23 protein-coding genes are annotated in these 24,727 nt (G+C 60.5%); 8 read left to right on the top strand and 15 right to left on the bottom strand.

The window, feature by feature from the left end:
- Window positions 1-74 precede the first annotated feature (74 nt).
- Complete coding sequence (locus PCO31110_RS05075; RefSeq protein WP_150689779.1) at window positions 75-1,022, bottom strand: DedA family protein/thiosulfate sulfurtransferase GlpE; 948 nt, start codon at window positions 1,020-1,022, stop codon at window positions 75-77.
- A gap of 133 nt (window positions 1,023-1,155) precedes the next feature.
- The gene (locus PCO31110_RS05070; RefSeq protein WP_150689778.1) at window positions 1,156-2,721 is read right to left on the bottom strand and encodes a DHA2 family efflux MFS transporter permease subunit; all 1,566 of its coding nucleotides are present in this window, start codon (window positions 2,719-2,721) and stop codon (window positions 1,156-1,158) included.
- 425 nt (window positions 2,722-3,146) lie between these two features.
- On the opposite strand from PCO31110_RS05070, the gene PCO31110_RS05065 reads away from it, so the two are divergent.
- On the top strand, window positions 3,147-3,941 hold the full coding sequence (locus PCO31110_RS05065) for an MHYT domain-containing protein (protein WP_150689777.1): 795 nt from the start codon (window positions 3,147-3,149) through the stop codon (window positions 3,939-3,941).
- 94 nt (window positions 3,942-4,035) lie between these two features.
- On the opposite strand, the gene PCO31110_RS05060 is transcribed toward PCO31110_RS05065, so the two are convergent.
- From PCO31110_RS05060 to PCO31110_RS05010, 11 genes are all read right to left on the bottom strand, one after another.
- Window positions 4,036-4,251, bottom strand: a complete 216-nt coding sequence (locus tag PCO31110_RS05060) for a hypothetical protein (protein ID WP_010806655.1) — start codon at window positions 4,249-4,251, stop codon at window positions 4,036-4,038.
- A gap of 53 nt (window positions 4,252-4,304) precedes the next feature.
- Window positions 4,305-4,889, bottom strand: a complete 585-nt coding sequence (thpR, locus tag PCO31110_RS05055) for an RNA 2',3'-cyclic phosphodiesterase (protein ID WP_010806656.1) — start codon at window positions 4,887-4,889, stop codon at window positions 4,305-4,307.
- Between the two features lie 161 nt (window positions 4,890-5,050).
- Entirely contained in the window at window positions 5,051-5,422 is a 372-nt protein-coding gene (locus PCO31110_RS05050) for a hypothetical protein (RefSeq protein ID WP_150689776.1), read from the bottom strand.
- Window positions 5,423-5,503: 81 nt separating this feature from the next.
- Window positions 5,504-6,100, bottom strand: coding sequence for a YMGG-like glycine zipper-containing protein (locus PCO31110_RS05045; RefSeq protein ID WP_306439143.1), 597 nt, complete (start codon window positions 6,098-6,100; stop codon window positions 5,504-5,506).
- Window positions 6,101-6,114: 14 nt separating this feature from the next.
- Window positions 6,115-6,462: a hypothetical protein gene (locus PCO31110_RS05040; RefSeq protein WP_150689775.1), complete on the bottom strand. Its 348-nt coding sequence runs from the start codon at window positions 6,460-6,462 to the stop codon at window positions 6,115-6,117.
- Window positions 6,463-6,750: 288 nt separating this feature from the next.
- Complete coding sequence (gene mnmE / locus PCO31110_RS05035) at window positions 6,751-8,145, bottom strand: tRNA uridine-5-carboxymethylaminomethyl(34) synthesis GTPase MnmE (protein WP_150689774.1); 1,395 nt, start codon at window positions 8,143-8,145, stop codon at window positions 6,751-6,753.
- Between the two features lie 107 nt (window positions 8,146-8,252).
- Window positions 8,253-9,908 carry a membrane protein insertase YidC gene (gene yidC, locus PCO31110_RS05030; RefSeq protein WP_010806661.1) on the bottom strand — a complete coding sequence of 552 codons (1,656 nt, stop codon included), beginning with the start codon at window positions 9,906-9,908 and terminating at the stop codon, window positions 8,253-8,255.
- A 24-nt stretch (window positions 9,909-9,932) separates the two neighbouring features.
- The gene (gene yidD / locus PCO31110_RS05025; protein ID WP_036664670.1) at window positions 9,933-10,289 is read right to left on the bottom strand and encodes a membrane protein insertion efficiency factor YidD; all 357 of its coding nucleotides are present in this window, start codon (window positions 10,287-10,289) and stop codon (window positions 9,933-9,935) included.
- 78 nt (window positions 10,290-10,367) lie between these two features.
- Window positions 10,368-10,805, bottom strand: coding sequence for a ribonuclease P protein component (gene rnpA, locus PCO31110_RS05020; protein ID WP_051126575.1), 438 nt, complete (start codon window positions 10,803-10,805; stop codon window positions 10,368-10,370).
- A 61-nt stretch (window positions 10,806-10,866) separates the two neighbouring features.
- A complete protein-coding gene (gene rpmH, locus PCO31110_RS05015; protein ID WP_010806664.1) occupies window positions 10,867-11,001 on the bottom strand; it encodes a 50S ribosomal protein L34 in 135 nt (44 codons plus the stop codon).
- Between the two features lie 152 nt (window positions 11,002-11,153).
- Window positions 11,154-11,612 (bottom strand): hypothetical protein, encoded by a 459-nt coding sequence (locus PCO31110_RS05010; RefSeq protein ID WP_150689773.1) that lies wholly within the window; start codon window positions 11,610-11,612, stop codon window positions 11,154-11,156.
- A gap of 204 nt (window positions 11,613-11,816) precedes the next feature.
- Here PCO31110_RS05010 and dnaA point away from each other — a divergent pair, with 204 nt between their 5' ends.
- The 3 genes from dnaA to gyrB all read left to right on the top strand — a co-directional run bounded on the left by dnaA (window position 11,817) and on the right by gyrB (window position 17,359).
- Window positions 11,817-13,355 carry a chromosomal replication initiator protein DnaA gene (dnaA, locus tag PCO31110_RS05005; RefSeq protein WP_150689772.1) on the top strand — a complete coding sequence of 513 codons (1,539 nt, stop codon included), beginning with the start codon at window positions 11,817-11,819 and terminating at the stop codon, window positions 13,353-13,355.
- Window positions 13,356-13,595: 240 nt separating this feature from the next.
- Window positions 13,596-14,702 (top strand): DNA polymerase III subunit beta, encoded by a 1,107-nt coding sequence (dnaN, locus tag PCO31110_RS05000; RefSeq protein ID WP_010806666.1) that lies wholly within the window; start codon window positions 13,596-13,598, stop codon window positions 14,700-14,702.
- A gap of 179 nt (window positions 14,703-14,881) precedes the next feature.
- The gene (gene gyrB / locus PCO31110_RS04995) at window positions 14,882-17,359 is read left to right on the top strand and encodes a DNA topoisomerase (ATP-hydrolyzing) subunit B (RefSeq protein WP_150689771.1); all 2,478 of its coding nucleotides are present in this window, start codon (window positions 14,882-14,884) and stop codon (window positions 17,357-17,359) included.
- A gap of 506 nt (window positions 17,360-17,865) precedes the next feature.
- Here the strand turns inward: gyrB and PCO31110_RS04990 are convergent.
- Both PCO31110_RS04990 and PCO31110_RS04985 read right to left on the bottom strand, forming a co-directional pair.
- Window positions 17,866-18,147, bottom strand: coding sequence for a hypothetical protein (locus PCO31110_RS04990; RefSeq protein WP_150689770.1), 282 nt, complete (start codon window positions 18,145-18,147; stop codon window positions 17,866-17,868).
- A gap of 70 nt (window positions 18,148-18,217) precedes the next feature.
- Entirely contained in the window at window positions 18,218-18,499 is a 282-nt protein-coding gene (locus PCO31110_RS04985) for a DUF3892 domain-containing protein (RefSeq protein WP_150689769.1), read from the bottom strand.
- Window positions 18,500-18,660: 161 nt separating this feature from the next.
- Between PCO31110_RS04985 and PCO31110_RS04980 the strand changes: the two genes are divergently transcribed.
- The 4 genes from PCO31110_RS04980 to PCO31110_RS04965 all read left to right on the top strand — a co-directional run bounded on the left by PCO31110_RS04980 (window position 18,661) and on the right by PCO31110_RS04965 (window position 24,724).
- Entirely contained in the window at window positions 18,661-19,227 is a 567-nt protein-coding gene (locus PCO31110_RS04980; protein WP_150689768.1) for a sigma-70 family RNA polymerase sigma factor, read from the top strand.
- 209 nt (window positions 19,228-19,436) lie between these two features.
- A complete protein-coding gene (hsdR, locus tag PCO31110_RS04975; RefSeq protein WP_370855813.1) occupies window positions 19,437-21,881 on the top strand; it encodes an EcoAI/FtnUII family type I restriction enzme subunit R in 2,445 nt (814 codons plus the stop codon).
- A gap of 12 nt (window positions 21,882-21,893) precedes the next feature.
- Window positions 21,894-23,486, top strand: coding sequence for a class I SAM-dependent DNA methyltransferase (locus PCO31110_RS04970; protein WP_150689767.1), 1,593 nt, complete (start codon window positions 21,894-21,896; stop codon window positions 23,484-23,486).
- Window positions 23,483-24,724 carry a restriction endonuclease subunit S gene (locus PCO31110_RS04965; RefSeq protein WP_246189725.1) on the top strand — a complete coding sequence of 414 codons (1,242 nt, stop codon included), beginning with the start codon at window positions 23,483-23,485 and terminating at the stop codon, window positions 24,722-24,724. Before PCO31110_RS04970 ends, PCO31110_RS04965 begins: the two co-directional genes overlap by 4 nt.
- Window positions 24,725-24,727 lie beyond the last annotated feature (3 nt).

Genomic DNA, 24,727 nt, shown 5'->3' with positions numbered 1-24,727 from the left:
CAAGACGCGCGCTTCCTTGCGGATAAGCGCGCGTCATTCAGTGGTGCGCAATGCATTGCGCTAGCGGCGGAATATCAATGTGCCGGGACGAGCATGTCGATGCCGTCGATCTTCTCGACGGTGTAGCCGGCATCTCGCCAGGCGTCGAGGCCGCCAAGCAACGGACGCACTTCGGCAAAGCCCTGCGCACGCAGTTGCTGCGCCAGACGGGCCGCCGTCACCTCGTTCGGACAAGCGCAAAACACCACAATCCGGCGATCGCGCGGAATATCCCGCAGTTTCTCGGCGATTTCGTCTGGCTCGATCGCGATCGAACCGGGAATCGTGAACGGATCGATCGCCCGGCGAGCGGCTGAGCGCACGTCGATCACGACCGGCGTCACTTCGTCGTTCATCCACGCCTCAAGCGTTTGAACGCCGATACGCGCCATGCGCAGCGAGCGCAGCAGGCGGTAACGGTTGAGCCATCGATTGAGCAGATAAAGCACGAAGACCAGCGCGACCAGCCACAGCACGCCACGGCCGAGCGTATCGAAGGCGTCGAGTACGGCCACGATGCGCGACGCGAAGCCGAACCCGAGGGCTACGGCGACACCCGACCAGAGCACCGCACCGATGGCGTCGTACATCAGGAACGTGCGCCAGGACACGCCGAGCGCGCCGGCCATCGGCACCGACAGGGCCGAGAGTCCCGGCACGAAGCGGGCGAACATCAGCACTCGCACGCCATGGCGTCCCATCGCACCCTCCGTGCGGCTCACGCACGTATCAGGAGAGATCGACAGCCGGCACATCAGCCGCAGGATGTGGTGGCCATAGCGTCGTCCGGCGAGGAACCAGAGGGTGTCGCCCAGCAGCGCAGCGAAAACCGCGAGGGCGACAATCAACGCCGCCGGGAAGAGCGACGTCGACGCCGTGACGATGAGCGTGGGATAAGCCGGCAGCGGCAGCCCCAGCGCTTGTCCGAAGATATTCAGAAAGACCAGCCAGAGCCCGTAGCGGGCGATCAGATCGAACAGCATGCCGGGTACCTGTTGGCGAATGAGCGCAATATCGCATGTTAGCGCCCGGGCGTGACGGCCAGAAGCCAGGATGCCGGAACGTATTGTTGCTTTTCCGGAACGATCGCCGGTGCGGGCCGGAGGAAAGCGGATGTCAGTGACCCATCGCAGCCTGGGTGCCCCGCTTGGGGCGGGTTAGCCAGACGAGCGCCGCCATGACGAGAAAGACATATCCCGAGAGGTGAAAGACGTCGTTCGTAGCCAGCATGAAAGACTGCCGGGTGACGAGATCGTTGAGCATGCCGAAGTCGGCCCCGTTTGCGAGCCCCAACCCTTGGCGCAACTGGTCGAGATAGCTCGTCGTGGCGTCGGAATAGGGGGTGATGCTCTCGGCGAGCCTTGCGTGATGGTAGATCGCCCGGTCTTCCCACAGGGTCGTACTCACGGCGGTGCCGATGGCGCCCGACAGGGTGCGGAAGAAGTTCGACAGCCCGGAGGCCGCGGCGAGGCGATCGTCTGAAATGCTCGAAAGCGTGATGGTCGTCACAGGCACGAAGAAGCATGCGATACCGATGCCCTGAACGAGCCGGGGCTCGATGACCTTCGCGAACGACAGATTCAGCGCAAAGTGCGAATTCCAGAAGGACACCCCGGCGAACACGACGAACGCGAACGAGGCGACTGCCCGCAGGTTCAGCCGATTCATGTTCTGCCCGATGAGCGGTGAGAGCACTAGCGCCAGCAGGCCAACAGGCGCCGTCGCCAGCCCGGCTTTGCCCGGCGTGTAGCCCATGACCGTTTGCAGCCACAGCGGGAAGATGACCACCGAGGCGAAGAACGTCATGAAGCCGAACGAAATCACCACCACGCCTAACGCGAAGTTGCGATCCTTGAACAGTGTCAGGTCGACGATGGGCTTATCGGATGTCAGCTCCCACAGGATCAGGAACGACAGGCAGATCGCGGCGGAGAGCGCGAGCGTGACGATCAGGCTGTTGTTGAACCAGTCGCGGTCCTTGCCGAGGTCGAGCATCATCTGCAAAGACCCCACGCCGATGGCCAGCAACGCCAGGCCGATCAGATCGATGGGCAGCTTCTGCGTCTTTGTTTCGTGCCCGCGTAACAGGAGGAAACAGGACGCCGCCGAGAAGATGCCGACGGGCACATTGATGTAGAAGATCCACGGCCATGTGTAATTGTCTGTGATCCACCCGCCCACGACGGGACCGAAGATTGGCGCGACGATCACGGTCATGGCCCACAGCCCGAGCGCGAGACCCCGCTTTTTCTCGGGGAAGCTGCGCAGCAAAATGGTCTGCGAGAGCGGTACCATCGGGCCGGACACAAGGCCCTGCAACAAACGGAAGAAGACGAGCGTTTCCATGTTGGGCGCCAGACCGCAGAGCATCGACGCCACCGTGAAGGCCGTGACCGACGACACGAACAACCTTGCTTCGCCCACGCGTCGTGCCAGCCAACCGGTGAGCGGCACCGCGATAGCTGCGGCCACCGCGTACGAGCTGATGACCCAGGTGCCCTGACTGTTCGACACGCCTACGCTTCCCGCGATGGTCGGCACGGCAACGTTGGCGATGGATGTGTCGAGCACTTCCATGAAGGTGCCCAGTGCGAGGCCTATCGTGAGGATCGCCAGTCGCGCACCGGTCAGCGGCGCCCCTTGCGGCGCGGCGGTGGCGCTTGCCGTGGCGGCGTCTGCCATATGCATCGTCTCCCTGAAATGACGGCCGCGTCGTGATGGACCGCGACCGAAATCTTTCACCGGATGGTGCCGCAGAACGGCAATCGTGTGCGACGTGAGTTTGGAAACCGTGCTCTAAATCGTCAGGAAACCCGCCCGTCGGCCACTCGAATCCGCCGGCGTTGCGCGAATCACGCGTCCCGTAAGGGTTTCCAGCGGGGCCGTTTCATCGCGCGTCAGCCGGGTGCGGCAAATCGCCTTCGTCTTGCGAACGCAAGACGCTTTTATCCCTTGACGCGAGTGGGCGAGCAAGATTGAATCGGCGCTGACGCCCGACGTGCACGATGCCACGTCGCAGTCCCCTGGGCGTGTGTGCAGGCTCAATAAAGTTCTCTCTCTCCCGCGCTTCCGGCGCCGGGGCGACAGCGAAACCACAGGATAAGCCCATGCAGCCAGGCAGCGTCGTTCCCCTTCAATACAGCGAGCTTCTTGTTCTGCTTTCCTTCGTGATATCGGCGCTGGGGGCCTATGTCGCGCTGGTGGCCGCATCGCGTATTCGCGACGACGACGGACGCATCAGTCTGGGTTATCTCGTGGTGTCGGCTCTGGCCCTCGGAGGCATTGGCATCTGGGGTATGCACTTCATCGGCATGGCTGCGCAACGCATGCCCTTCCCCGTGGCGTATTCCCTCTGGCCGACGCTGGGCAGTCTGTTGCTGGCGGTCGTGGTCTCGGGGGCGGCGCTCTGGTATGTCGCCCGCGCACCGTATCGCAATGGCCTGCAATGCACGATCGCCGGCGTGGCGGGCGGATTGGGCGTGGCCGGCATGCATTACCTGGGCATGAGCGCCATGCGCACGCAGGCGTACTTCGAATGGGACGCGACGATCGTTGCGCTGTCGGTGCTCATTGCGATTGTGGCGGCGAGTGTCGCGCTGTGGCTGGCGTTCCATCTGGAGACGACGCTGCAACGCGGGCTGGCGTCCTTGGTCATGGCGGTGGCCGTGTGTGGCATGCACTACACGGGCATGCGCGCGGGCACGATCATCTGCACGGCCGCGACGCCCGTGCAAGTCAGCATGCGTCTGCATGGCGATATGCTGCCCTACGGCGTCTTCTTGATTGCGTGTGTGGTGTTGCTTGCCATGGGCGTGCTGCTGCATCGCACATCGCGCAAGCGGCGCGAGCGGATGGCGGCGCGACTCGATGCGCTCATGCGCCAGCGCGCGGACCAGGTGTGAATCCCGTTCCGTTTCCCTGACAAACGAAACGCCGGCCCATCGAAAGACGGGCCGGCGTTTTCTTATCCGAGCGCCTCTCGGCGCAACACACTATTCAGTGCAGGATGGGGCTTCCCCCGACGGGCATCACATCGCCTGTTTCGATCAGGTCGACAATGAAAAACGGTTCTGTGTTGAGTTGTTTCGATGCACCGGGCTGGCCGGAGTACCAGCACACCATCGCCATGTCTCCCAGCATGCGGGTGACGATGCCAATGGCACCACGCGGCACTGCGATGTGATTGGATTTGACGATCGATCCGACTTGCACTTGAGCCTCCTGCGAATGACGAAAAACCGACGCGCCAACCGGTCGGCGCATCGTCATCCGAATATACCGTATTGCGTTGTGGCTATCGCCGATTTCTCCGTCGACGTTAAGAAAAATCCATCGGGCAAGGTGCCGCGATGCTCCGCGAGCACGCGGTAGTGCGGCCCGCGCGGCGTGCGTACCGAGTGCACGAGAACGTAGCCGTCGCAATGCCAGATCAGCGGACGCGGATACGGATCCGACGGCGCGCGACGCGCATGGCGCAGGAGAGAGACATGCGGGCGAAACGACTGCGTCACCACTCGGGCACCCGTCGCACGCCATTGAGACAGCAGCGTGTCGCGGGTGGCGATGAGGCTGTCGGGAACTGCGGGCGCACCGGCCCAGACGATCTTGCGATCGGACCAGTAGCCAAGATGATCGAAGGTGAGCGTGAGCGGAACGAGCGGTGTGCGTTGCATGAGCGCAAGCAGTACCGGGAGACGGGCGGGATCGACCTCGTCGAGAAACGCCAGCGTCAGGTGCAAAGTCTGGGCGCGCAGCACACGTCCGCCGCATTCCGCATGAGCCGAGACGGCCCATGCGTGAAGCTGCTCGCGTACACCCGGCCCGGGCCATAGGGCAAGGAAAAGTCGCATGAGAACACCAAAGGTTGGGTCCTGCTGATGATTCTCATAGTAGTCGGGCGATTGGGCGAATGCCAGCCGGGCCCCGAGGGGGGCGGGGTGTCGTGTGGACCCCTTTGGCGGGTGTCACCCGCGGGAGCGGACGCTACGCAGCGGGTGGCATGCCGCTCGTGTCAGTTTGTCGAGATACCCGGTGTGATGCCGCGACCGCGGCGCGGCGTCGCTACCGGTTTGTCTTCGGGGTTGTCTTTCACGGGCGGGCGCATGATGCTGTTCCAGTTGTTCTGAATGGCCGTGTCGGTCGTGTCGCGAGAGACCGCGCGCGAGATGTCGGCACTCGGATTGAAGGTGCCCGAGCCTGTGGCGCCTGCCGTTCCTGCCCCACTCCCCGGCGCGGCCTGGTTCGCCTGCGCAGGCGTGTTCTGCGCGTGGGCATGCGGCGTGAGCACAAGCACGGCGGCGATAGCGCCGGGCAGCATTCCCCAGCCCCATTTGCGCAGGGGGGAAATGTTGCGAACGGCGCGGGCAATCGAATCGTGGGTCATTGGGTGTCTCGGCGAAGCGACGCAATTTCGCCGGCATCGTCACCTTGTGGGGGCGATGCCGGCGTCACGTCTTATGTGGGATCAGTAGGTGCCGGGAGGCGGCTTCCAGCCCGGGGGCGGAGGCGGCGGCGGCGCATAGCGCTGCGCCGGCTGCGGCAATACCATGTCGCCGCGAACGGGGACGCGATTGCCGGACGCATACATGCACTGAACGTAGGCCTGATCATAGCGGCTTTGCGTCATATATGCAGACGACTGGGCGTTGCCCATACCCACGGCGCTGCCGGCGAGCAGGCCTGCACCGGCCCCGATCGCCGCCCCGGAGCCACCTCCGAAGGCGGCACCGGCTGCGGCGCCGATGGCCGTGCCGACTACGGCGCTGCCGACGGCACTGTTGTTGGCGGCGGTCGCGCTATCCAGACCGCCATTCATGCCCGAGGCATATTGGCGGCAGTTGAAATCGTCCTGACGGAACTGATCGAAAGATTTGTTGGTGCCCGGCAATGCCATGAGGCTTGGGCCGGCAGGTGCCACGGCACAACCGGCGAGTGTGGCGGCGGCGGCGACGATGGTCAAGGGCACAGCGAGACGCCGGGTGGCGCGTACGTGGTGTGCGGCACCCGCGATGGCCGTCGACGGTTTGCGGGGTTGGGAGACGAGGGGCGATTCAAATGACATGGCGCGTCTCCAGATCAGTTCACCGGCTGCGCGGGCACTTCGCGCCATCCGCTCGGACACGTCTTCACGTAGGGATAGTAAGCACCGGCCTTGTCGCAGTAGTACCAGGTGTCGCTGTTTGCGCCGGGCTGAGCGTTCTGGGCGCCGGGCTGAGGCTGCTCGATGTATTGCTGAGGCTGGCTGGGCACGACGACGACCGGGGGCGCGTAATAGCTGGGCCCGTAGTACGGGTAGGCGTAGGGATAGGGGTAGTAGCCGGGACCGACCCAGACACGTACGCCACCTCGCCAGGCAAAGGCGCTGCCACTGACCAGGGCAGCCGCCACGGCAACGAAGCCGATGACAACCGGAAGACGTTTCACGACACGGACCTCGAAGAACAAACTCCGGGCACGGTGGATTCCGCCTCGCGTACGCGCGTCGCAAGGAGGTGGATGTCCCCAAATGTGCCGCAACGCCGCCCTGGAGCTGACGCTTCCGAGTCTAGGCCCGTACCCCTCCCGGAGCAATGACGGTACGTGTTAGAAGTGTTTCAAAGCATTACGTTTTTTACGGGAATTTTCGAGAAAAATGGGTGATGTGCCCGAAGTCCGCCGAACGGTAGCGATGGACTGCTTTCCCGGCTTTGCCAGACCCGGCTTCAAAACCGGCTATTTCCCGATACAGAATCGGCTGAAAATCACCCCGAGCAAATCATCCGACGTGAACTCGCCGGTGATCGTGCTGAGTTGTTCCTGCGCGAGCCGCAATTCCTCGGCAAAGAGATCGAGCGCATTCGCATTCTGCCGCGCATGTGCATCCGCCATCTCGATATGATCGCGGGCTGCACGCAGCGCCGACAAATGCCGTTCGCGCGCAAGAAACACGCCTTCGTTCCCCGCTTGCCAGCCGGCAATCTTGAGCAGCTCTGCGCGTAGCAGATCGATCCCCTGCCCGCCTTTCGCCGACAATCGCACGCCAAGCGGTGCTGTGCCCTCCTTCGGCAACACGGTCGCGGGTTCGCCCGCCAGATCGGTCTTGTTGTACACGCGCACGATGGGCACGTGCTTGGGCAACTGCTTCGCGATGTCTTCGTCTTCCGGTGTCATTCCCGAACGCGCGTCGAGCAGATGCAGCACGGCGTCCGCCTTGGCGATCTCGCTCCAGCTACGCGCGATGCCGATACGTTCGACTTCGTCTTCCGTTTCTCGCAGACCCGCCGTGTCGATGATGTGAAGCGGAATGCCGTCGATCTGAATCGTCTGCTGCACCTTGTCGCGGGTGGTGCCGGCGACGGGCGTGACGATAGCCAGTTCTGCACCGGCCAGTGCGTTGAGCAAGGACGACTTGCCTACGTTGGGCTGCCCGGCCAGCACCACGTTGATCCCTTCGCGCAGCAATGCGCCCTGCTTCGCCTGCGACAGCACATGCGCCAGTTGCGCGCGAATCCGCTCGAGTTGCCCGAAGGCGTCGGCCGCCTCCAGAAAATCGATTTCCTCTTCCGGGAAGTCGAGCGTCGCTTCCACCAGCATGCGCAGATGAATCACCAGATCCACCAGCGAATGAATCTCGCGCGAGAACGCCCCGTCCAGCGAGCGGCTTGCCGAGCGCGCCGCCGCTTCGGTGCTCGCTTCGATCAGATCGGCCACGGCCTCGGCCTGCGCCAGATCGAGCTTGTCGTTCAGAAACGCGCGATGGGTGAATTCGCCCGGCTCCGCCAGACGAACCCCCAGTGCCGCGCCTTCGTCGATGCAACGTTGCAACAACAATTGCAGCACGATAGGCCCGCCGTGGCCCTGAAGTTCGAGCACGTCCTCGCCGGTGTAGGAATTCGGACCAGGGAAGTACAGCGCAATGCCGCGATCCAATGCCTCGCCGCTGGCGTCGAGAAACGGCAGATACGACGCGTGTCGCGGCTTGAGCGGCTGCCCGACCAGACGCGCGATCACGCGCTGCACGGCGTCGCCGCGGTGCTTGCCGAAGGACACGCGCACTACGCCTATCCCGCCGCGTCCGGGGGCGGTGGCAACGGCGGCGATCGGGACAGTCGAGACGGTGGCGCTCATGGAACGATTCTTTGAAAAACAGAGGCTTATTTTGACATGCACCAAACAAAACCGCCCGCGAGAGACTCGCGGGCGGCAGTGTCAGTCAGACGGTCGGACCTGAATCGTCAGGCCGCCTTTTCTTTCTTCTTGGTACCGAGCATCCGGTTGATCGACCATTGCTGCGCGATCGACAACGTGTTGTTGACCACGTAGTACAGCACCAGGCCCGAAGGCAGGAAGAGGAACATGACCGAGAAAATCAGCGGCATGAACATCATCATCTTGGCCTGCATCGGGTCCGGCGGCGTCGGGTTCAGCTTGGTCTGGATGAACATCGACACGGCCATCAGCACCGGCAGGATGTAATACGGATCCTGCGTCGAGAGGTCGTGAATCCAGCCCAGCCACGGCGCGCCGCGCATTTCCACCGACGACAGCAACACCCAGTACAGCGCAATGAACACCGGAATCTGAATCACGATCGGGATACAGCCGCCGAACGGATTGACCTTCTCGGTCTTGTACAGCTCCATGAGCGCTGCGTTCATCTTCTGGGGATCGCTCTTGTAGCGCTCACGCAGTGCCTGCATCCGCGGCGTGATTTCCTTCATGCGCGCCATCGACTTGTAGCTTGCGGCCGACAGCGGGAAGAACACCAGCTTGATGATGACGGTCACGGCGATGATCGCCCAACCCCAGTTGCCGATCAGTCCGTGCAACTTCGAGAGCAACCAGAACAGCGGCTTGGCGAGGATCGTGAAGTAACCGTAGTCCTTCGTCAGCTCCAGGCCCGGCGCAATCTGCTCGAGCATGTGCTCTTCCTGCGGACCGGCGAACAGACGCGCATCCACGGTCTCGGTGCCGCCTGCCGGAATGCTCGCGAGCGGCTCTTTCACGCCCACGCGATAGAGGCCGTTGTCCAGCTTGCCGATGTAGTTGTCGCGCGTCGCGCCTTCCTTCGGAATCCAGGCCGTGGCGAAGTAATGCTGCACCATGCCGATCCAGCCATCGCTCGACTGCTTGACGTATTTCGCCTTGTCCTTGTCGATGTCGCTGAACGTGATCTTCTGGAATTTCTCGTCGCTGCTGTAGACCGTCGGGCCCGTGAACGTGTGCGAGAACTTCGCGCCGCTGATTTCACGGCCGTCACGCACGAGTTCCATGTACAGCGTCGGCTTGATCGCGGCGTCGGTCTTGTTGACGATCGTGTTCGACACGTCGATCACGTAGCTGCCGCGATGGAACGTGTAAGCACGCACCAACTGCAGGCCGCCCTTGACCGGCGATTCGAACTTCACGGTCAGCGAGTCGCCGGTCAGCGTGGTCGGACCCGGCACTTGCGTGAAGATGTCGTTGTGGTTCGGGTAGTCGCCGCCGATCAGACCCGTGCGAGCGAAGTACTGATGGCTCGGCGTGTTGTCGAACAGCACGACATGCTTGTCGGCTTCGTCGGCGTCAGGCCACTTGGTGAGTGCGAGGAACGACAGCGTGCCGCCCTGCGTGCTGATGTCGGCCTCAAAGACATCCGTCGTGATGCGCACCTTCTGCGCAGTGGCAGCGGCGGGCGCATTGCCCGGTGCGCTACCCGCAGCGGCAGCGGCGTTGGCAGCTTGAGGCAGGTCGTTGGCCGGCGTCTGATTGCTACCCGTGGCGGCCGGGGTGGACACCTCCGGCGACGGGAAGAACAACGACGAATGGCCATTGCTGCGTTGCCAGTTGTCGAAAAGCATCACGACAGACAGCGCGAAAATGACCCAGAGTACGGTGCGTTTGATGTCCATGCGGTAACTCGTGGTGGACGAAACTCAGGAATGGCCCGGCGCGCGGCGCGTAACTGCCGATGCGGCCGCGGGCCCGGACGAGACCGCCTGCTTGGTTCGCGACGTGTCGCTTCCGGCGGCCTTCTCGGCGCCTTCGGCGGTAGGATCGGGAGCGTTGCAGACGTGTCGAGCCGGCGGTACGGGATCGAAACCGCCGGGATGAAACGGATGACAGCGGCATAGACGCCGGGCCGCGAGATAAGTGCCGTAACCGGCACCGTGCTCGACGATGGCCTCGCGCGCGTAGTCGGAGCAGCTCGGATGAAAGCGGCAACGGTTCCCCAGCCAGGGACTGATCACCAGCTTGTAACCGCGCAGGAGCAACAACAGCACGCTTCGCATCTCGATTCCGCCTGTCAGTCCGGCCGAGGTGGCCGGGTGGGCGGCGCATGCCCAGGTTCGGGCGCTACCGTTTGGGGACTAACTACCTTCCGTCTTGTCGTCGGTCGTGCGGCGCTTGCGGGCGGCTTTTTCGGCCGCATCGAAGAGCTGCGCGAATTCGGCCTGAACCAGTGTGTTCAACACCGGTGCCGCCGCCGCAGTGTACGTCCCCTTGTCGAAGCGCCGGGTCAGTCGCAGTACGAAGTCCCAGCCAGCCAAAGCCGCGCGGCGCTGGCGGAACATCTCGCGTGCCTGACGTTTGATCAGGTTGCGAGTGACCGCGCGGGGCGCGTGCTTCTTGCCGACGACAATGCCGATGCGGCCTTCATCAGACGTGGCATCGACAGGGGTGTCCGGCGCAGTTTCACGCCGGCGCATGTACAACACGAAGTGCGCGCTGCGACGCAGGGGGCGCAAACTAAAAACGGATGAAAACTCATCCGTTTTGAGAAGTCGCGCAGCTTTGGGAAACCCCATTGCCGGGACTTCGCGCCTTGCGGATTTGACGCGCAAACCGCGGTACGACCGAGATCCGCGATTAAACGGCCAGGCGCTTACGGCCCTTGGCGCGACGAGCGGCGATGACCTTGCGGCCACCACGGGTCTTCATGCGAACCAGGAAGCCATGGGTGCGCTTGCGGCGCGTCACGGAAGGCTGAAAAGTACGTTTCATGATGCACTCACTGTGTGAAAAATTCCCGCGCAGCAGCATCGTGAAACGCCACATGGACACCGTGAAAACCTGCAAATTCAAGGACTTTCACGCGCGGCCCAGCCGTCGGGAGTTGGATAAGAATCCGGTTGTCTTTCTAACGAACCCGCTATTTAATCGGCTTTTCCGTTGTGTGTCAATAGGTTAGCCATCGCCCGCAGCGCGCTCGCGCGCCGGCGGTGTTGTTGATGTCCTGGATTCACCACCCGGCGGCCTTCCGGCTGTGGATAATGGCAGAAATTGCCTCCGGCATCAGTTTCCGTCGGTGGATAAATGTCTGGCGAGGGAGATATCCCGGCGGTCGCGGCAAATCGTCGCAATTGCTGGGCATTTGCGCAGCATGCGCGCAAAGTCAGGCGGGTTAACGCGGCACGCCCGCCCGGAGATGCCTGTGCTGTGGGCATTCCTGTGGATAACTCGCTTTGCCGACGCTTTGGCGTTAAAATCCTCCATCTATTTTTTCCCAGCAGAGTACCGGTGACGCCGCCATGTGGATAGCGCGCCGGGTTTTGTCGTCTGCGCGCGCCGAAGCCGGCCGCACCGCGCGAGGCAAAATCCGAACGCAGCGCCATGGTTCGTGTGTTTCCGGACGTCTGCAATGCGCCGCCGGTCTGACTCGACCTCGGCCGGTTGCCTATCTGAACCCTGTTTGGGGACGGGGGTTACCGGCTTGGTTTGCGACGTTCTGCCCCCATATCTGGTGTGACGGATAGTGGACGGCAAGAGCGCCAACCGAAGCAGTCGGATAGGTTCCGCGCCACCTGGACACACGCTGCATGAATGATTTCTGGCAACACTGTGCGACTCGACTCGAACAAGAGCTGACGCCCCAGCAATTCCGCACCTGGATCAAACCGCTGGCGCCGCTCGACTTCGATGAACAGGCGCGCACGCTCAAGATCGGCGCCCCCAACCGCTTCAAGCTGGATTGGGTGAAGAGCCAGTTCTCCGGGCGGATCCAGAGCATGGCGGCAGATTATTGGAATGCACCGATCGAGGTCACATTCGTGCTCGATCCGAAGGCAGGCATGCGCGTGCCGTCGTCGACGCCCGCGCCGCCCCCGGCACCTGCGCCGAGCGCCGCACCTGCGGCGGTGCCGGCCGGCGTGGCGCGTGCGAATCCGGCGCCCGCTGCGGCACAGGTTGCGGTGGCCGGTGGACATGGCAACGATACGGCGTCGCTCGACGGCGAGCGTCCCGATCTCGAAGCCAGCGAAGCCGAGGCGGTGCGCCGCAATTGGCGGGTCACGCCGCAAGAGCCGGCGCAGGTTGGGGAGGTCGAGTCGATCTATGAGCGCTCGAAGCTCAACCCCGTGCTGACGTTCGACAATTTCGTGACGGGTAAATCGAACCAGCTCGCCCGCGCCGCGGCGATTCAGGTCGCGAATAATCCTGGCACGTCGTATAACCCGTTGTTCCTGTACGGCGGCGTCGGTCTGGGTAAGACCCACTTGATCCACGCCATCGGCAACCAGTTGCTGGCGGAAAAGCAGAATCCGCGCATTCGGTACATCCACGCCGAGCAGTACGTGTCCGACGTGGTCAAGGCATACCAGCGCAAGGCATTCGACGAATTCAAGCGCTATTACCACTCGCTCGATTTGCTGCTGATCGACGATATTCAATTCTTCTCGGGCAAGAGCCGTACGCAGGAAGAATTCTTCTATGCGTTCGAGGCGCTCATCGCGAACCGTGCGCAGGTGATCATCACGAGCGACACGTACCCGAAGGAGATCACCGGGATCGACGATCGCCTGATTTCACGTTTCGATTCCGGCCTGACGGTGGCCATCGAGCCGCCCGAGCTGGAAATGCGCGTGGCAATTCTTATCAAGAAGGCGCAGGCCGAGGGCGTGGGCTTGTCGGAGGACGTAGCGTTCTTCGTCGGCAAGCATTTGCGCTCGAACGTGCGTGAGCTGGAAGGTGCGCTGCGCAAGATTCTCGCGTACTCGAAGTTCCATGGTCGCGAGATCACGATCGAACTGACGAAGGAAGCGCTGAAAGATCTGCTGACGGTTCAGAATCGTCAGATTTCTGTCGAAAACATTCAAAAGACGGTGGCCGATTTTTACAATATCAAGGTCGCCGACATGTATTCGAAAAAACGGCCTGCCAATATTGCACGGCCGCGGCAAATTGCGATGTATCTGGCAAAGGAACTGACGCAGAAGAGCTTGCCGGAAATCGGCGAACTGTTTGGCGGACGCGACCATACGACGGTGCTTCACGCGGTACGCAAGATTGCGGAAGAGCGGGGCAAGGACGCGCAGCTCAATCACGAGTTGCACGTGCTGGAGCAGACGCTCAAGGGGTAAAAACCGGCGGATACGCGGGATGGCGGGCGGGGTTGTCCGCGTCCCTGTGGATAAGCTGGGTGTGGTTTGGGGGGAACTGGCGTTTTCGGGCACAATAGCGGATCGGCGCACAATGCGTCCCCTGTTCGTCCACAGTGTTTTCCGCCCTGTTATCCCTTCCACAAGCGATTGATTGATAAGGGAATCTTCGGGTTTTCAGCAGAAACTGATACCCGTTAACAGTTACTACGAAGGATAAATATGCAATTGGTCAAAACTCAACGAGACAATCTGCTGCGGCCGCTGCAAATTGTGAGTGGCATCGTCGAGCGTCGCCATACGTTGCCGATTCTGGCCAATTTGCTCATTCGCAAGCACGGACAGGACATTTCCTTCCTGTCGACCGATCTTGAGTTGCAGATCACGACCACCGCCGATTGCGGTGCCGGCGCCGATGATGTGGCGACGACCGTGGCGGCGCGCAAGCTGCTCGACATTCTGCGCAACATGCCGGATGCCGAAGTGGCGCTGTCGCTGTCGGACAAGCGTCTGACGGTGCAGGCCGGCAAGAGCCGATTCCAGTTGCTGACGCTGGCGGCCGAAGATTTCCCGACCGTGGCCGCAGCGAAGGACTATGCCGCGAGCTTCGAGCTGCCGCAGCGTGCGCTGCGTCAATTGCTGGGCATGGTGCATTTCGCCATGGCGCAGCAGGACATCCGTTACTACCTGAACGGCATGCTGCTGGTGGTCGAGGGCGAGAAGATCGAAGCGGTGGCAACGGACGGTCACCGTCTGGCGTACTGCAACACCACGATCGAGGGTCAGAATTTCGCGCGTCAGGAAGTCATCATCCCGCGCAAGACGATTCTCGAGTTGCAGCGTCTGCTTGAGGACATCGACGACAAGGTGAAGATCGATGTGGCGCCGAGCCAGGTCAAGTTCACCTTCGCGAATGTCGAGTTGGTTTCGAAGCTGGTCGAGGGTAAGTTCCCCGACTTCAACCGTGTGATCCCGAAGGGTTACAACAAGAGCTTCGTCATCAGCCGCGAAGAGTTGCATCGCTCGTTGCAGCGTGCGGCCATCGTGACGTCGGACAAGTTCAAGGGCGTGCGTTTCCTGGTGAGCGAGAACCTGCTGAAGATCAGCGCGAGCAACGCGGAAACCGAAGAAGCGCAGGAAGAACTCGAGATCGATTACACGGGCGAGTCGGTGGATATCGGCTTTAACGTGACGTACCTGCTCGACGTGTTGTCGAACCTCAAGGTCGAACAGGTAAAGGTGAGTCTGGGCGACGCCAACTCGAGCGCCTTGATTACCTTGCCGGACAACGACGAATTCAAATACGTCGTCATGCCGATGCGCATTTGAGCGGATATTCCGCCATACGCGCCGTCATATGCGCGAAGGGGCCGAGCGCCCCTTTGGCGTTTCTAGAGAATTATCCTTTTGCGGGATAAGCCTGCCTTCGCGGCGCCAAAAGCACGCGGGGGTGGCGGGTCATGAAGCAGTAATTCGTCAGTTAATGACGCAGTAACCGGAAGATTGTCATGAGCGAACAGCAAAAGCAGGCCGACAGCGGCTATGGTGCAGCCTCCATCCAGATCCTTGAAGGTCTGGAGGCTGTGCGCAAGCGTCCCGGCATGTACATTGGCGACACGTCGGACGGCACGGGCCTGCATCACTTGGTATTCGAGGTGCTGGACAACTCGATCGACGAGGCGCTTGCGGGTTACTGCGACGACATCCACGTGATCATTCACGCGGACAATTCCATTTCCGTGACGGACAACGGTCGCGGCATTCCCACGGGCATCAAGTTCGACGACAAGCACGAGCCGAAGCGTAGCGCTGCGGAAATCGTGATGACCGAGTTGCACGCTGGCGGCAAGTTCGACCAGAACAGCTACAAGGTGTCGGGTGGTCTGCACGGCGTGGGTGTGTCGTGCGTGAACGCACTCTCCACGTACCTGAAGCTGACCGTGCGTCGCGATGGCAAGAAGCATTTCATGGAGTTCCACCGTGGTGTGCCGCAGAACCGCGAGTTGGAAGTCGTCGACGGTATCGAGACGTCGCCGCTGAAGTTCCTGGGCGACACGGACAAGCGCGGCACGGAAGTGCACTTCCTGGCTGACGAGACGATTTTCGGCAAGGTCGAATTCCACTACGACATTCTCGCCAAGCGTATGCGCGAGCTGTCCTTCCTGAACAACGGCGTGCGGATTCGTCTGACGGATCAACGCACGGGCAAGGAAGACGATTTCGCGTTTGGCGGTGGTGTGAAGGGCTTCGTCGAGTACATCAACAAGTCGAAGTCGGTGCTGCACCCGACGATCTTCCATGTGACGGGCGAGCGCGACGGTATCGGCGTGGAAGTCGCCATGCAGTGGAACGACAGCTACAACGAGACGGTGCTGTGCTTCACGAACAACATTCCGCAGCGTGATGGTGGCGCGCACTTGACGGGGTTGCGCGCGGCGATGACGCGCATCATCAACAAGTACATCGACGAGAACGAACTGGCGAAGAAGGCCAAGGTCGAGACGACCGGTGACGACATGCGCGAAGGGTTGACGTGCGTGCTGTCGGTGAAGGTGCCTGAGCCGAAGTTCTCGTCGCAGACGAAGGACAAGCTGGTGTCGTCGGAAGTGCGTGCGCCGGTGGAAGAGTACGTGGCGAAGGCGCTGGAAGAGTTCCTGCAGGAAACGCCGAACGACGCGAAGATCATCTGCGGGAAGATCGTTGAGGCGGCGCGTGCGCGCGATGCTGCACGTAAGGCGCGTGAGATGACGCGTCGTAAGGGCGTGCTCGACGGCGTGGGTCTGCCGGGCAAGCTGGCGGATTGTCAGGAGAAGGATCCGGCGCTGTGCGAGATCTACGTGGTCGAGGGCGACTCGGCGGGCGGCTCGGCGAAGCAGGGTCGCGACCGTAAGTTCCAGGCGATTTTGCCGCTGCGCGGCAAGGTGCTGAACGTCGAGAAGGCGCGTTTCGACAAGTTGATTTCGAGCGAACAGATCGTGACGCTGATTACCGCGCTGGGTTGCGGTATTGGCAAAGACGACTACAACATCGACAAGTTGCGTTATCACCGCATCATCATCATGACCGATGCTGACGTGGACGGCGCGCACATCCGTACGCTGCTGCTGACGTTCTTGTATCGTCAGGTGCCGGAGCTGATCGAGCGCGGTTATGTGTATATCGCGCAACCGCCGTTGTACAAGATCAAGCACAACAAGGACGAACGTTACATCAAGGACGAAAGCGAGCTGGGACAGTACATGCTCAAGCTTGCGTTGAACAATGCCGAGCTGATGCCGACGACGGGCGCTGCGCCGATTACGGGCGACGCACTGGGCGAGCTGACGCGCAGCTACCAGTTGTCTGATGGCGTGATCGAGCGTCTGAGCCGCATTTACGAGTCGTCGGTACTCACGGCAGTGACCGAAGGTGTCGAGATCGATCTCGGTAGCGAAGCGTCGGCACAGGCCTCGGCCAAGGCGCTGGAGGCGGCATTGAGCAACGATCCGCTCGCTCCGGAGATCACGATCACGGCGGTGATGGAAGACGTGGAGAATGCCGAACCGGCGCCGTCGCTGCGCGTGGAGCGCCGTCATCATGGCAACGTGAAGGTGACGGTCATCGATCAGGACTTCCTGCAGACGGCGGACTATGCGCAGTTGCAGAAGACAGCCGAGACGTTCAAGGGCCTGATTGGCGAAGGTGCGATGATCAAGCGCGGCGAGCGTTCGCAACCGGTGACGAACTTCAAGTCGGCGATGAAGTGGCTGATGGCCGATGCGGAAAGCAAGGTCTCGAAGCAGCGCTACAAGGGGCTGGGCGAAATGAACGCGGAGCAGTTGTGGGAAACCACGATGGACCCGGCGGTGCGCCGCCTGCTGCGTGTACAGATCGAAGACGCGATCGCGGCGGACGGCATCTTCACCACGCTGATGGGTGACGACGTAGAACCGCGTCGCGCGTTCATCGAGTCTAATGCGCTGCGTGCTGGGAATATTGATGTTTGATTGATGGTGTGCCCGTAGGGCGCCAGAGTATGTGCGACTGGCGCCACAGTTTTGCGACTGTACGACAAAGTTGGTACGACTGCCCTACATTGTTCGTAGTCAAAAAAGATGACCGAGTTGTCAAGACGTTGTCTTTCGCCGTGACCTGTTGGAAGCCCGCCTCGAGCGGGCTTTTTTTCGCGTGGCCCCGATGGCAAGGACAATCTGCGATCAACGGCGAAGATGACGGAAGGTTGAGGAAGTCTATTTCGAGAATAGGCGGCTGCGGTGCGCTTACAAAAAGGTGGGCGGTACACGGCACGAAAACCCGGTCATCGCACGTTTCGCGCAATGGCCTACCTGAAAAACGGGAGATATCTTCGAGAATGTGCTGCGATGGCGAACCACTCCTAGAAGCACGCCACGCGGCTCTATCAAGCATCGAGACGACACCAGCTGTGATGAGGTGGCGCGGATCCGCGTCTAGTGGATCTGCGCCGATCAGCGCGATGGGTGCAGCTGCCAGATCACCAGTAAATCTCCTTGTTAACGCTGGCTTCAATTGTTGCCGGGCTCAGGGTTCGGAAAAATGGATGCCAGTTTGTTGGCGCGATGAAGTTCGACCGGCCACCGGAATTCCATACTGGCACTACCGTTCCGGCCAGACCGGCAGCTCGAGCGCGGACCTGCAGTTCTGCCATGATTTCTTGCTGTACCGCACCTCCCTTATGGCCAAAATCGCTGGCCAACGGGATGATAATCAGGTCAATCCCCTGTTCCCGAACGTGAGCAACTCGATAGCGTGGCATATGCCGTCCTTGTAAAGATGATTGCAAGATGGCGATACCGCCTTGCTCATGGTAAGCAGCTCGTAGCCTGCTAGACGCATTGCGACTGGGCGAGGAGGTTGTCATTCCACACCCCGTCAGCATAGGTCCGCAGGTACGGTCGCTGGCCGGTGGGACGTATCACGCCAACGGTCGCGCGCTTGCCCGAGCGCGGATCCTGAACGAAGAATGTATTGGTCTTATTGTCGATGCTGTTGATTACTTTCTCGACGGGCCATTTCCAGTTACCCGCGCGATTACCCACGTGAGTAATGTGTTCATGACTTCCATGCGGAACGGATTTGGTGATGCAGGTGATCTGGACGTCTGCCATAGCGATTTCCTTAATGTTAAATTCCGGTGTTGTGAGGAAGCGAAAACGACGTCCTCACTAGTGATGGCTGCAAAAAAAGTGGCCGCAGACATTCCGATCAAAATATTCTTTCGGATGTCTGTACGGGCTAACGGGAGAGCCTAGATATATAGAGGGGCCGGATGACTGACGTACAAGAAGGCGTCTTTTCGACGGATGAGCTGAAAAGTGCGCTTGATACTTTTTTGCCGGGAGACTGGATCAAGCTCGGCAGGGCCGCTGACGCTCTATGCTGGGGATTGGCTCTCGAAGGGAAAGACCTGCTGCAAGAGACACTTACCCGCGCCTTGGCAGGCAAGCGGCGCTGCCCCCGTAGCGTTCCCGTGATGGTTTTTCTTGTTAATGCGATGCGGAGCCATCAGGATGCGATTCTTAAGGCACGGGGTAGAGATGTACTTGCACAGGCCGTCATCGTCGATGCCGACGATGAAGCGCAGGCACAACTTCTGGTCCACCAACACGACAAGGCGACGCCCGACGAAATTTTGCTTGCAAATCAGACGCTGGTTGCGATCGACAAAATGTTCGGTGACCACAAGATGGCCCAGGTAGTCTTGTCGGGACAGGCGGACGGCCTGACTCCTCACGAAATCCAGTCGATGACAGGACTCGGACCGGTGCAATATGCAAGCGTGTTGCGGTTGATCCGGCGCCGGCTAGACAAGCTGAACCTTGGGGAGAATGTGTGATGACGATTAAGCCAACGGACCCCCATAGCAAAATCAGGCTGATTGCGGACCTTTATATCGACGAACTTCTCCAAGCGCCGGAAAAGGATCTGCTCGACGACACGAAGTCGGACGCATCTTTAGAGCTCGCGGGAAAAATGGCGGAAGAGGCATATTTGCTGGCTAAGACAGCAGCAGACAAATTAAGAGTCGAAACTGCTCGACAACATATGGAGAAAAATCGAGCGACAAGTACCAAGATTAGCGCTGACATCGATATAAACAAAGCTAGGGGAGCGGCATTGACCGAAGCCGACACATGCCGCGAGTACGTCACCCTTGCTTTGCAAGATGCAGGCTGGGGCGACGCTCCCTATGCCATTGGCGAGCAGAGGTCGATTACAGATGGGCGCATCCTGCTGATCGGTGGCAAGGCGCGGCGGGCGAAGGTGCGCAAGCCGGACTACATCCTCTACTACCGCCGCGATTTCCCAGTTGCGGTGGTCGAGGCCAAGGAAACCGGGTTGCCTGCCGAGAATGGCGTGCAGCAGGCTCGCGAATACGCGCAAATGATGAATCTGCGCTTCGCCTATGCCACCAACGGTCAGCGCATCATCGAGATCGACTACACCAAAGGTACTGAACGCGAAGTTGAACGTTACCCTACGCCCGAAGAGCTATGGACGCGCTTGAATCAATCCACAGGGCTTACGGAAACCGCACAGCAAACTCTGTTGGAGCCGTACAACCTCGTCTCCGGCAAGACGCCACGCTACTACCAAGACGCGACCATCCGCTCCGTGGTCGAGGCCATCCTGTCTGGAAAGAAGCGCGTGCTGGCGACGCTCGCCACCGGCACAGGTAAAACCAGTGTCGCCTTTCAGGTGTGCTGGAAACTCTGGAACAGCCGGTGGAATCGCAATGGTGAATATCGCCGCCCGAAAATCCTGTTTCTCGCTGACCGCAACATTCTGGTGGACGACCCGAAGGACAAGGACTTCATCCACTTCGGCGATGCGCGCCATAAGATCAGTAGCGGCGATGCCAGCCAGGCGCGCGACATGTATTTTGGTATCTATCAGGCACTGACGACAGCGAATGAGGACGTTTTCCGCCAATATCGTCCTGATTTCTTCGACCTCGTCATCATCGACGAGTGCCATCGCGGCGCAGCCCGCGACGAGAGCACATGGCGAAGAGTGCTGGACTACTTTTCCGACGCAGCCCACTTCGGCATGACCGCCACGCCGTTGCGCGACGAGTCTCGGGACACCTACGATTACTTTGGTAATCCGGTTTACCTATACAGCCTGAAGCAAGGTATCGAGGACGGTTTTCTCGCACCGTATCGTGTGCATCGCATTATCACTAACGCCGACGCCGCAGGCTGGCGACCGACCCGAGGCGAGGTTGATCGGTATGGCAGAGCCATTCCCGACGACGAGTACCAAACCAAGGACTTCGAGCGCGTCGTCGCTTTACGTGCTCGCACCAAGGCTATCGCCAAGCACCTGACTGGCTTCATGCGTGGTAGCGACCGCTTCGCGAAGACCATCGTGTTCTGTGTCGATCAGGAACATGCTTCCGAAATGCGGCAGGAGTTGGTGAACATCAACGCCGACTTGGTGAAGGAGTACCCGGACTATGTGTGCCGTGTTACCAGTGACGAGGGTGACATAGGCCTCGCCTACCTCGCTAATTTTCAGGACCTAGACAAGCCGACCCCGACCATCCTGACGAGTTCGCAAATGCTCACGACTGGCGTGGACGCGGCCACGGTGAAGAACGTGGTGCTCGCCCGCGTCGTTGGTTCGCAATCTGAGTTCAAGCAGATCATCGGGCGAGGGACGCGCTTGCGTGTTGACTACGGCAAAGAGTTTTTTAATATCATCGACTACACCGGCACGGCAACCCAGCACTTCGCCGACCCGGATTTCGACGGCTTCCCGGCGCTATTGGAAGAACAGACAGTAGACGATGACGGCAACGTCACCGAAAGTAGCGAGCCGGAGCAGTTGGACATTCCTGCGGCCGATAGCGCCGATGAGGAATCCGAAACAGGCGAAGGCGGCGAAATCGGCGGCGTCGACGAGCCGACCGAACCGCGCAAATATTACGTCGATGGTGGCGACGTCGAAGTCATCGGCCATCTGGTTTATGACCTCGACGCAGACGGCAAGAAGCTGCAAGTGGTGCGCTATACCGAATACACTGCGCGCTCTGTGCGTTCGCTGTTCCCCACCCGCGAGGAACTGGAAAGCGCATGGGCGACGCCGGACACCCGTGCCGAAGTGCTGCACGAACTGGCTGAGCGTCACATCAGTTTCGATGAGCTCATCGCCGCGACCGGCCAACCCGATGCCGATCCGCTGGACTTGCTGTGTCATCTGGCATGGAATGCACCTCTGTTGACCCGCCGCGAGCGGGCCGAGCGCGCGAGGAGGCTGCATCCCAACTTGTTCGCGCAATACGGTGACATCGCGCGCGAAATCCTTGGCCTGGTAGTTGATCGATATATCGAGCGCGGCCTTGCCAAGTTCGAAAAACCTTCCGAATTGCTGGCGGTGGAGCCCTTCGACAGCTTCGGCAAACCTTCTGAAATCGCCGCTTATTTTGGTGGCCCGAAAGCACTGCGCGCGGCATTTGGCAGTTTGCAGTCGGCTTTGTATCAGTAAACGAAAGAAATTATGGCTCGTAAAGCAAAAACCGAAAAACCTGCGCAAACCACAGCGCAACAGCTTTCCGCCCTCATCAAGTCCGTGCGTCAGATTTTGCGCAAGGACAAGGGCCTGAACGGCGATGCCGACCGTCTGCCTCTGCTGACGTGGGTGATGTTCCTGAAGTTCCTGGATGACCTTGAGCAAGCACGCGAAGACGCCGCCGCGCTCGATGGCGAAGACTACGAACCGCTCATCGAAGCGCCATATCGCTGGCGCGATTGGGCGGCCAAGCCCGATGGCATCAATGGAGATGAACTGCTCGCGTTCCTGAGCAACGACGAAGCCGTGCGCCCGGATGGCAAGCGAGGGCGAGGCTTGTTCGCCTATCTGCGCGGGCAGGGCGACCGCGACGACCGCAACGGCCAGCGCCGGGTCATCGCTAACGTGTTCAAGGGCGTGCAGAACCGCATGGTCAGTGGCTACCTGCTGCGTGACGTATTCAACAAAATCAACGCCATCCACTTCACCTCCAGCGAGGAAATCCACACCCTCTCGCACCTGTACGAATCCATGTTGCGCGAGATGCGCGACGCGGCAGGCGATTCCGGCGAGTTCTACACGCCGCGTCCGGTTGTGCGTTTCATGGTGCAAGTGACCGATCCGCGCTTGGGCGAAGCTGTGCTCGACCCGGCGTGCGGCACGGGCGGCTTTCTGGTTGAAGCCTACGAACATCTGCGCACGCAGGTCGGCAAGGACCTGAAGCTGCGCGCGATGTTGCAGAACGACACGCTGTACGGCAAGGAAGCCAAGCCGCTGCCGTACATGCTGGCTGAAATGAACCTGCTGCTGCACGGGCTGGAAACGCCGCAAATCGGGTACGGCAACACTCTGGACATCAAGCTCAACGACATCGGCCACAATGAGCGCGTGGACGTGATCCTGACCAACCCGCCGTTCGGCGGTGAGGAAGAGGCGGGCATCAAGGCGAACTTCCCGCCGAACATGCAAACCAGCGAAACCGCGCTGCTGTTCCTGCAATACATCATGCGCAAGCTGCGCTTCAAGGATGTGATGGTGCCGAAGCTTGGACACATAAAGGCGCACCGCGCCGAGCATGGCGGTCGGGCGGCGGTGGTGGTGCCCAATGGCACCCTGTTCGCCGATGGCGTGGCGGCGGTCATCAAGGAGCAATTGCTCAAGGATTTCAACCTGCACACCGTTGTGCGGCTACCGCAGGGCGTGTTCGCGCCATACACCGATATTCCGGCCAACCTGCTGTTCTTCCAGCGCGGCGAGCCGACGCAGGACATTTGGTATTACGAAATCCCGCTGCCGGAAGGCCGCAAGAAATACTCCAAGACTGCGCCCATGCAGTTCGAGGAGTTCGCTGAATGCCTAGCGTGGTGGGCCGACCGAAAGGAAACACAGCAGGCGTGGAAGGTCAGCGCAAGCAACGTTGCTGCACGCGGCTACAACCTCGATGTGAAAAATCCGAATATCAAGCAGGAGTTGGAGCACATTGCGCCTGAGGAGCTGGTGGCGCGGATGCGTGAGCACGAGGTCGAGGTGTTGCGCCTGCTGGGTGAAATCGAAACGCTGGTCGGCAAGGTGACAGCATGAGCGACTGGCCTTTGGTTCCGCTTGGGGATGTTTGCCAGCCTGCGCTGCGGTTTGAAGCGCCGCAGGCTGGAACTATTTATCGACAAATTGGTGTTCGGTTGTGGGGTGAAGGTGCTTACGAACGCGAAAGCATTGATGGTGCGAACACGAAGTACTCCAACTTCAACCGGATCGAGTCTGATGACCTCATAGTCAACAAGATTTGGGCGCGGAACGGCAGCGTGGCAGTTGCCACGACGGAACTTTGTGGCGGCTACGTCAGCACGGAATTTCCAACGTATACGCTCGATGGCGAGAGGATTTTGCCTGCGTGGATGCGACTGATCACCAAGTGGCGTGGTTTTTGGCGAGCGTGTGACGAGAAGGCGCAAGGTACTAGCGGAAAGAATCGCATCAAGCCCGGTGAATTCCTTGCAATCGAAATTCCACTCCCACCGCTGCCAGAACAACGCGCTATCGTCGCCAAGCTGGGCGAGTTGAGCAACAAGACGACCCAACTCAACGCGCATCTGGACGCGGTAGAAGCAGATGCCGATGCGCTGATTCGCTCTTACATGTTTGGCGAACAAGCGGATTGCTATGAAAAACGGAAGATGTCAGAGTTGGTGTCGTTGCGGTCGACCGATGTGGCCGTGGACAACACACGGGAATACCGCTTCGCTGGTGTATATTCCTTCGGGCGCGGCGTATTCACCAGCGCGGTGAAAAGTGGCAGCGATTTCGCCTACGAGCGATTGAGTACTGTTAAGGCTGGCGATTTCACCTATCCGAAATTGATGGCTTGGGAAGGCGCGCTCGGCGTTGTTCCACCGGAGTGCGATGGCATGGTTGTTTCGCCGGAATTTCCCGTTTTCACCGTGAATACCAAAGCAGTCCTTCCTGAAGTGTTAGACATTTATTTCCGCACGCCGTCGGTCTGGCCGCAGCTTGCAGCTCTGAGCGGCGGCACAAATATTCGCCGCCGCCGTCTGCAACCTTCGGTTTTCCTCGAATATGAAATGTCTGTACCTCCCATGCCGGTGCAGACAAAATTGCGCGACCTGAAAGGGAGTATCGGCGCTCTCAAGGTCAAGCACGCCGCCATCCGTCAGTCCAATACCGCCCTGATACCAGCGACACTAGATCGGATTTTCGGTAAGCACCAAGCGCCCGCCGTGCAGCCAAGCGGAACGACTGACGGTTTTCCCGATGCCCTTGATGGCAAGGTGAACACCAAGAGAGGGCATCTGGGGGCATGACGC

It is taken from the genome of Pandoraea communis (genome assembly GCF_902459745.1).
GTDB classification, from domain to species: Bacteria; Pseudomonadota; Gammaproteobacteria; order Burkholderiales; family Burkholderiaceae; genus Pandoraea; species Pandoraea communis.
The sequence above is the reverse complement of the archived record's forward strand: the minus strand, read 5'-3'. Positions and strand labels throughout refer to the sequence as shown.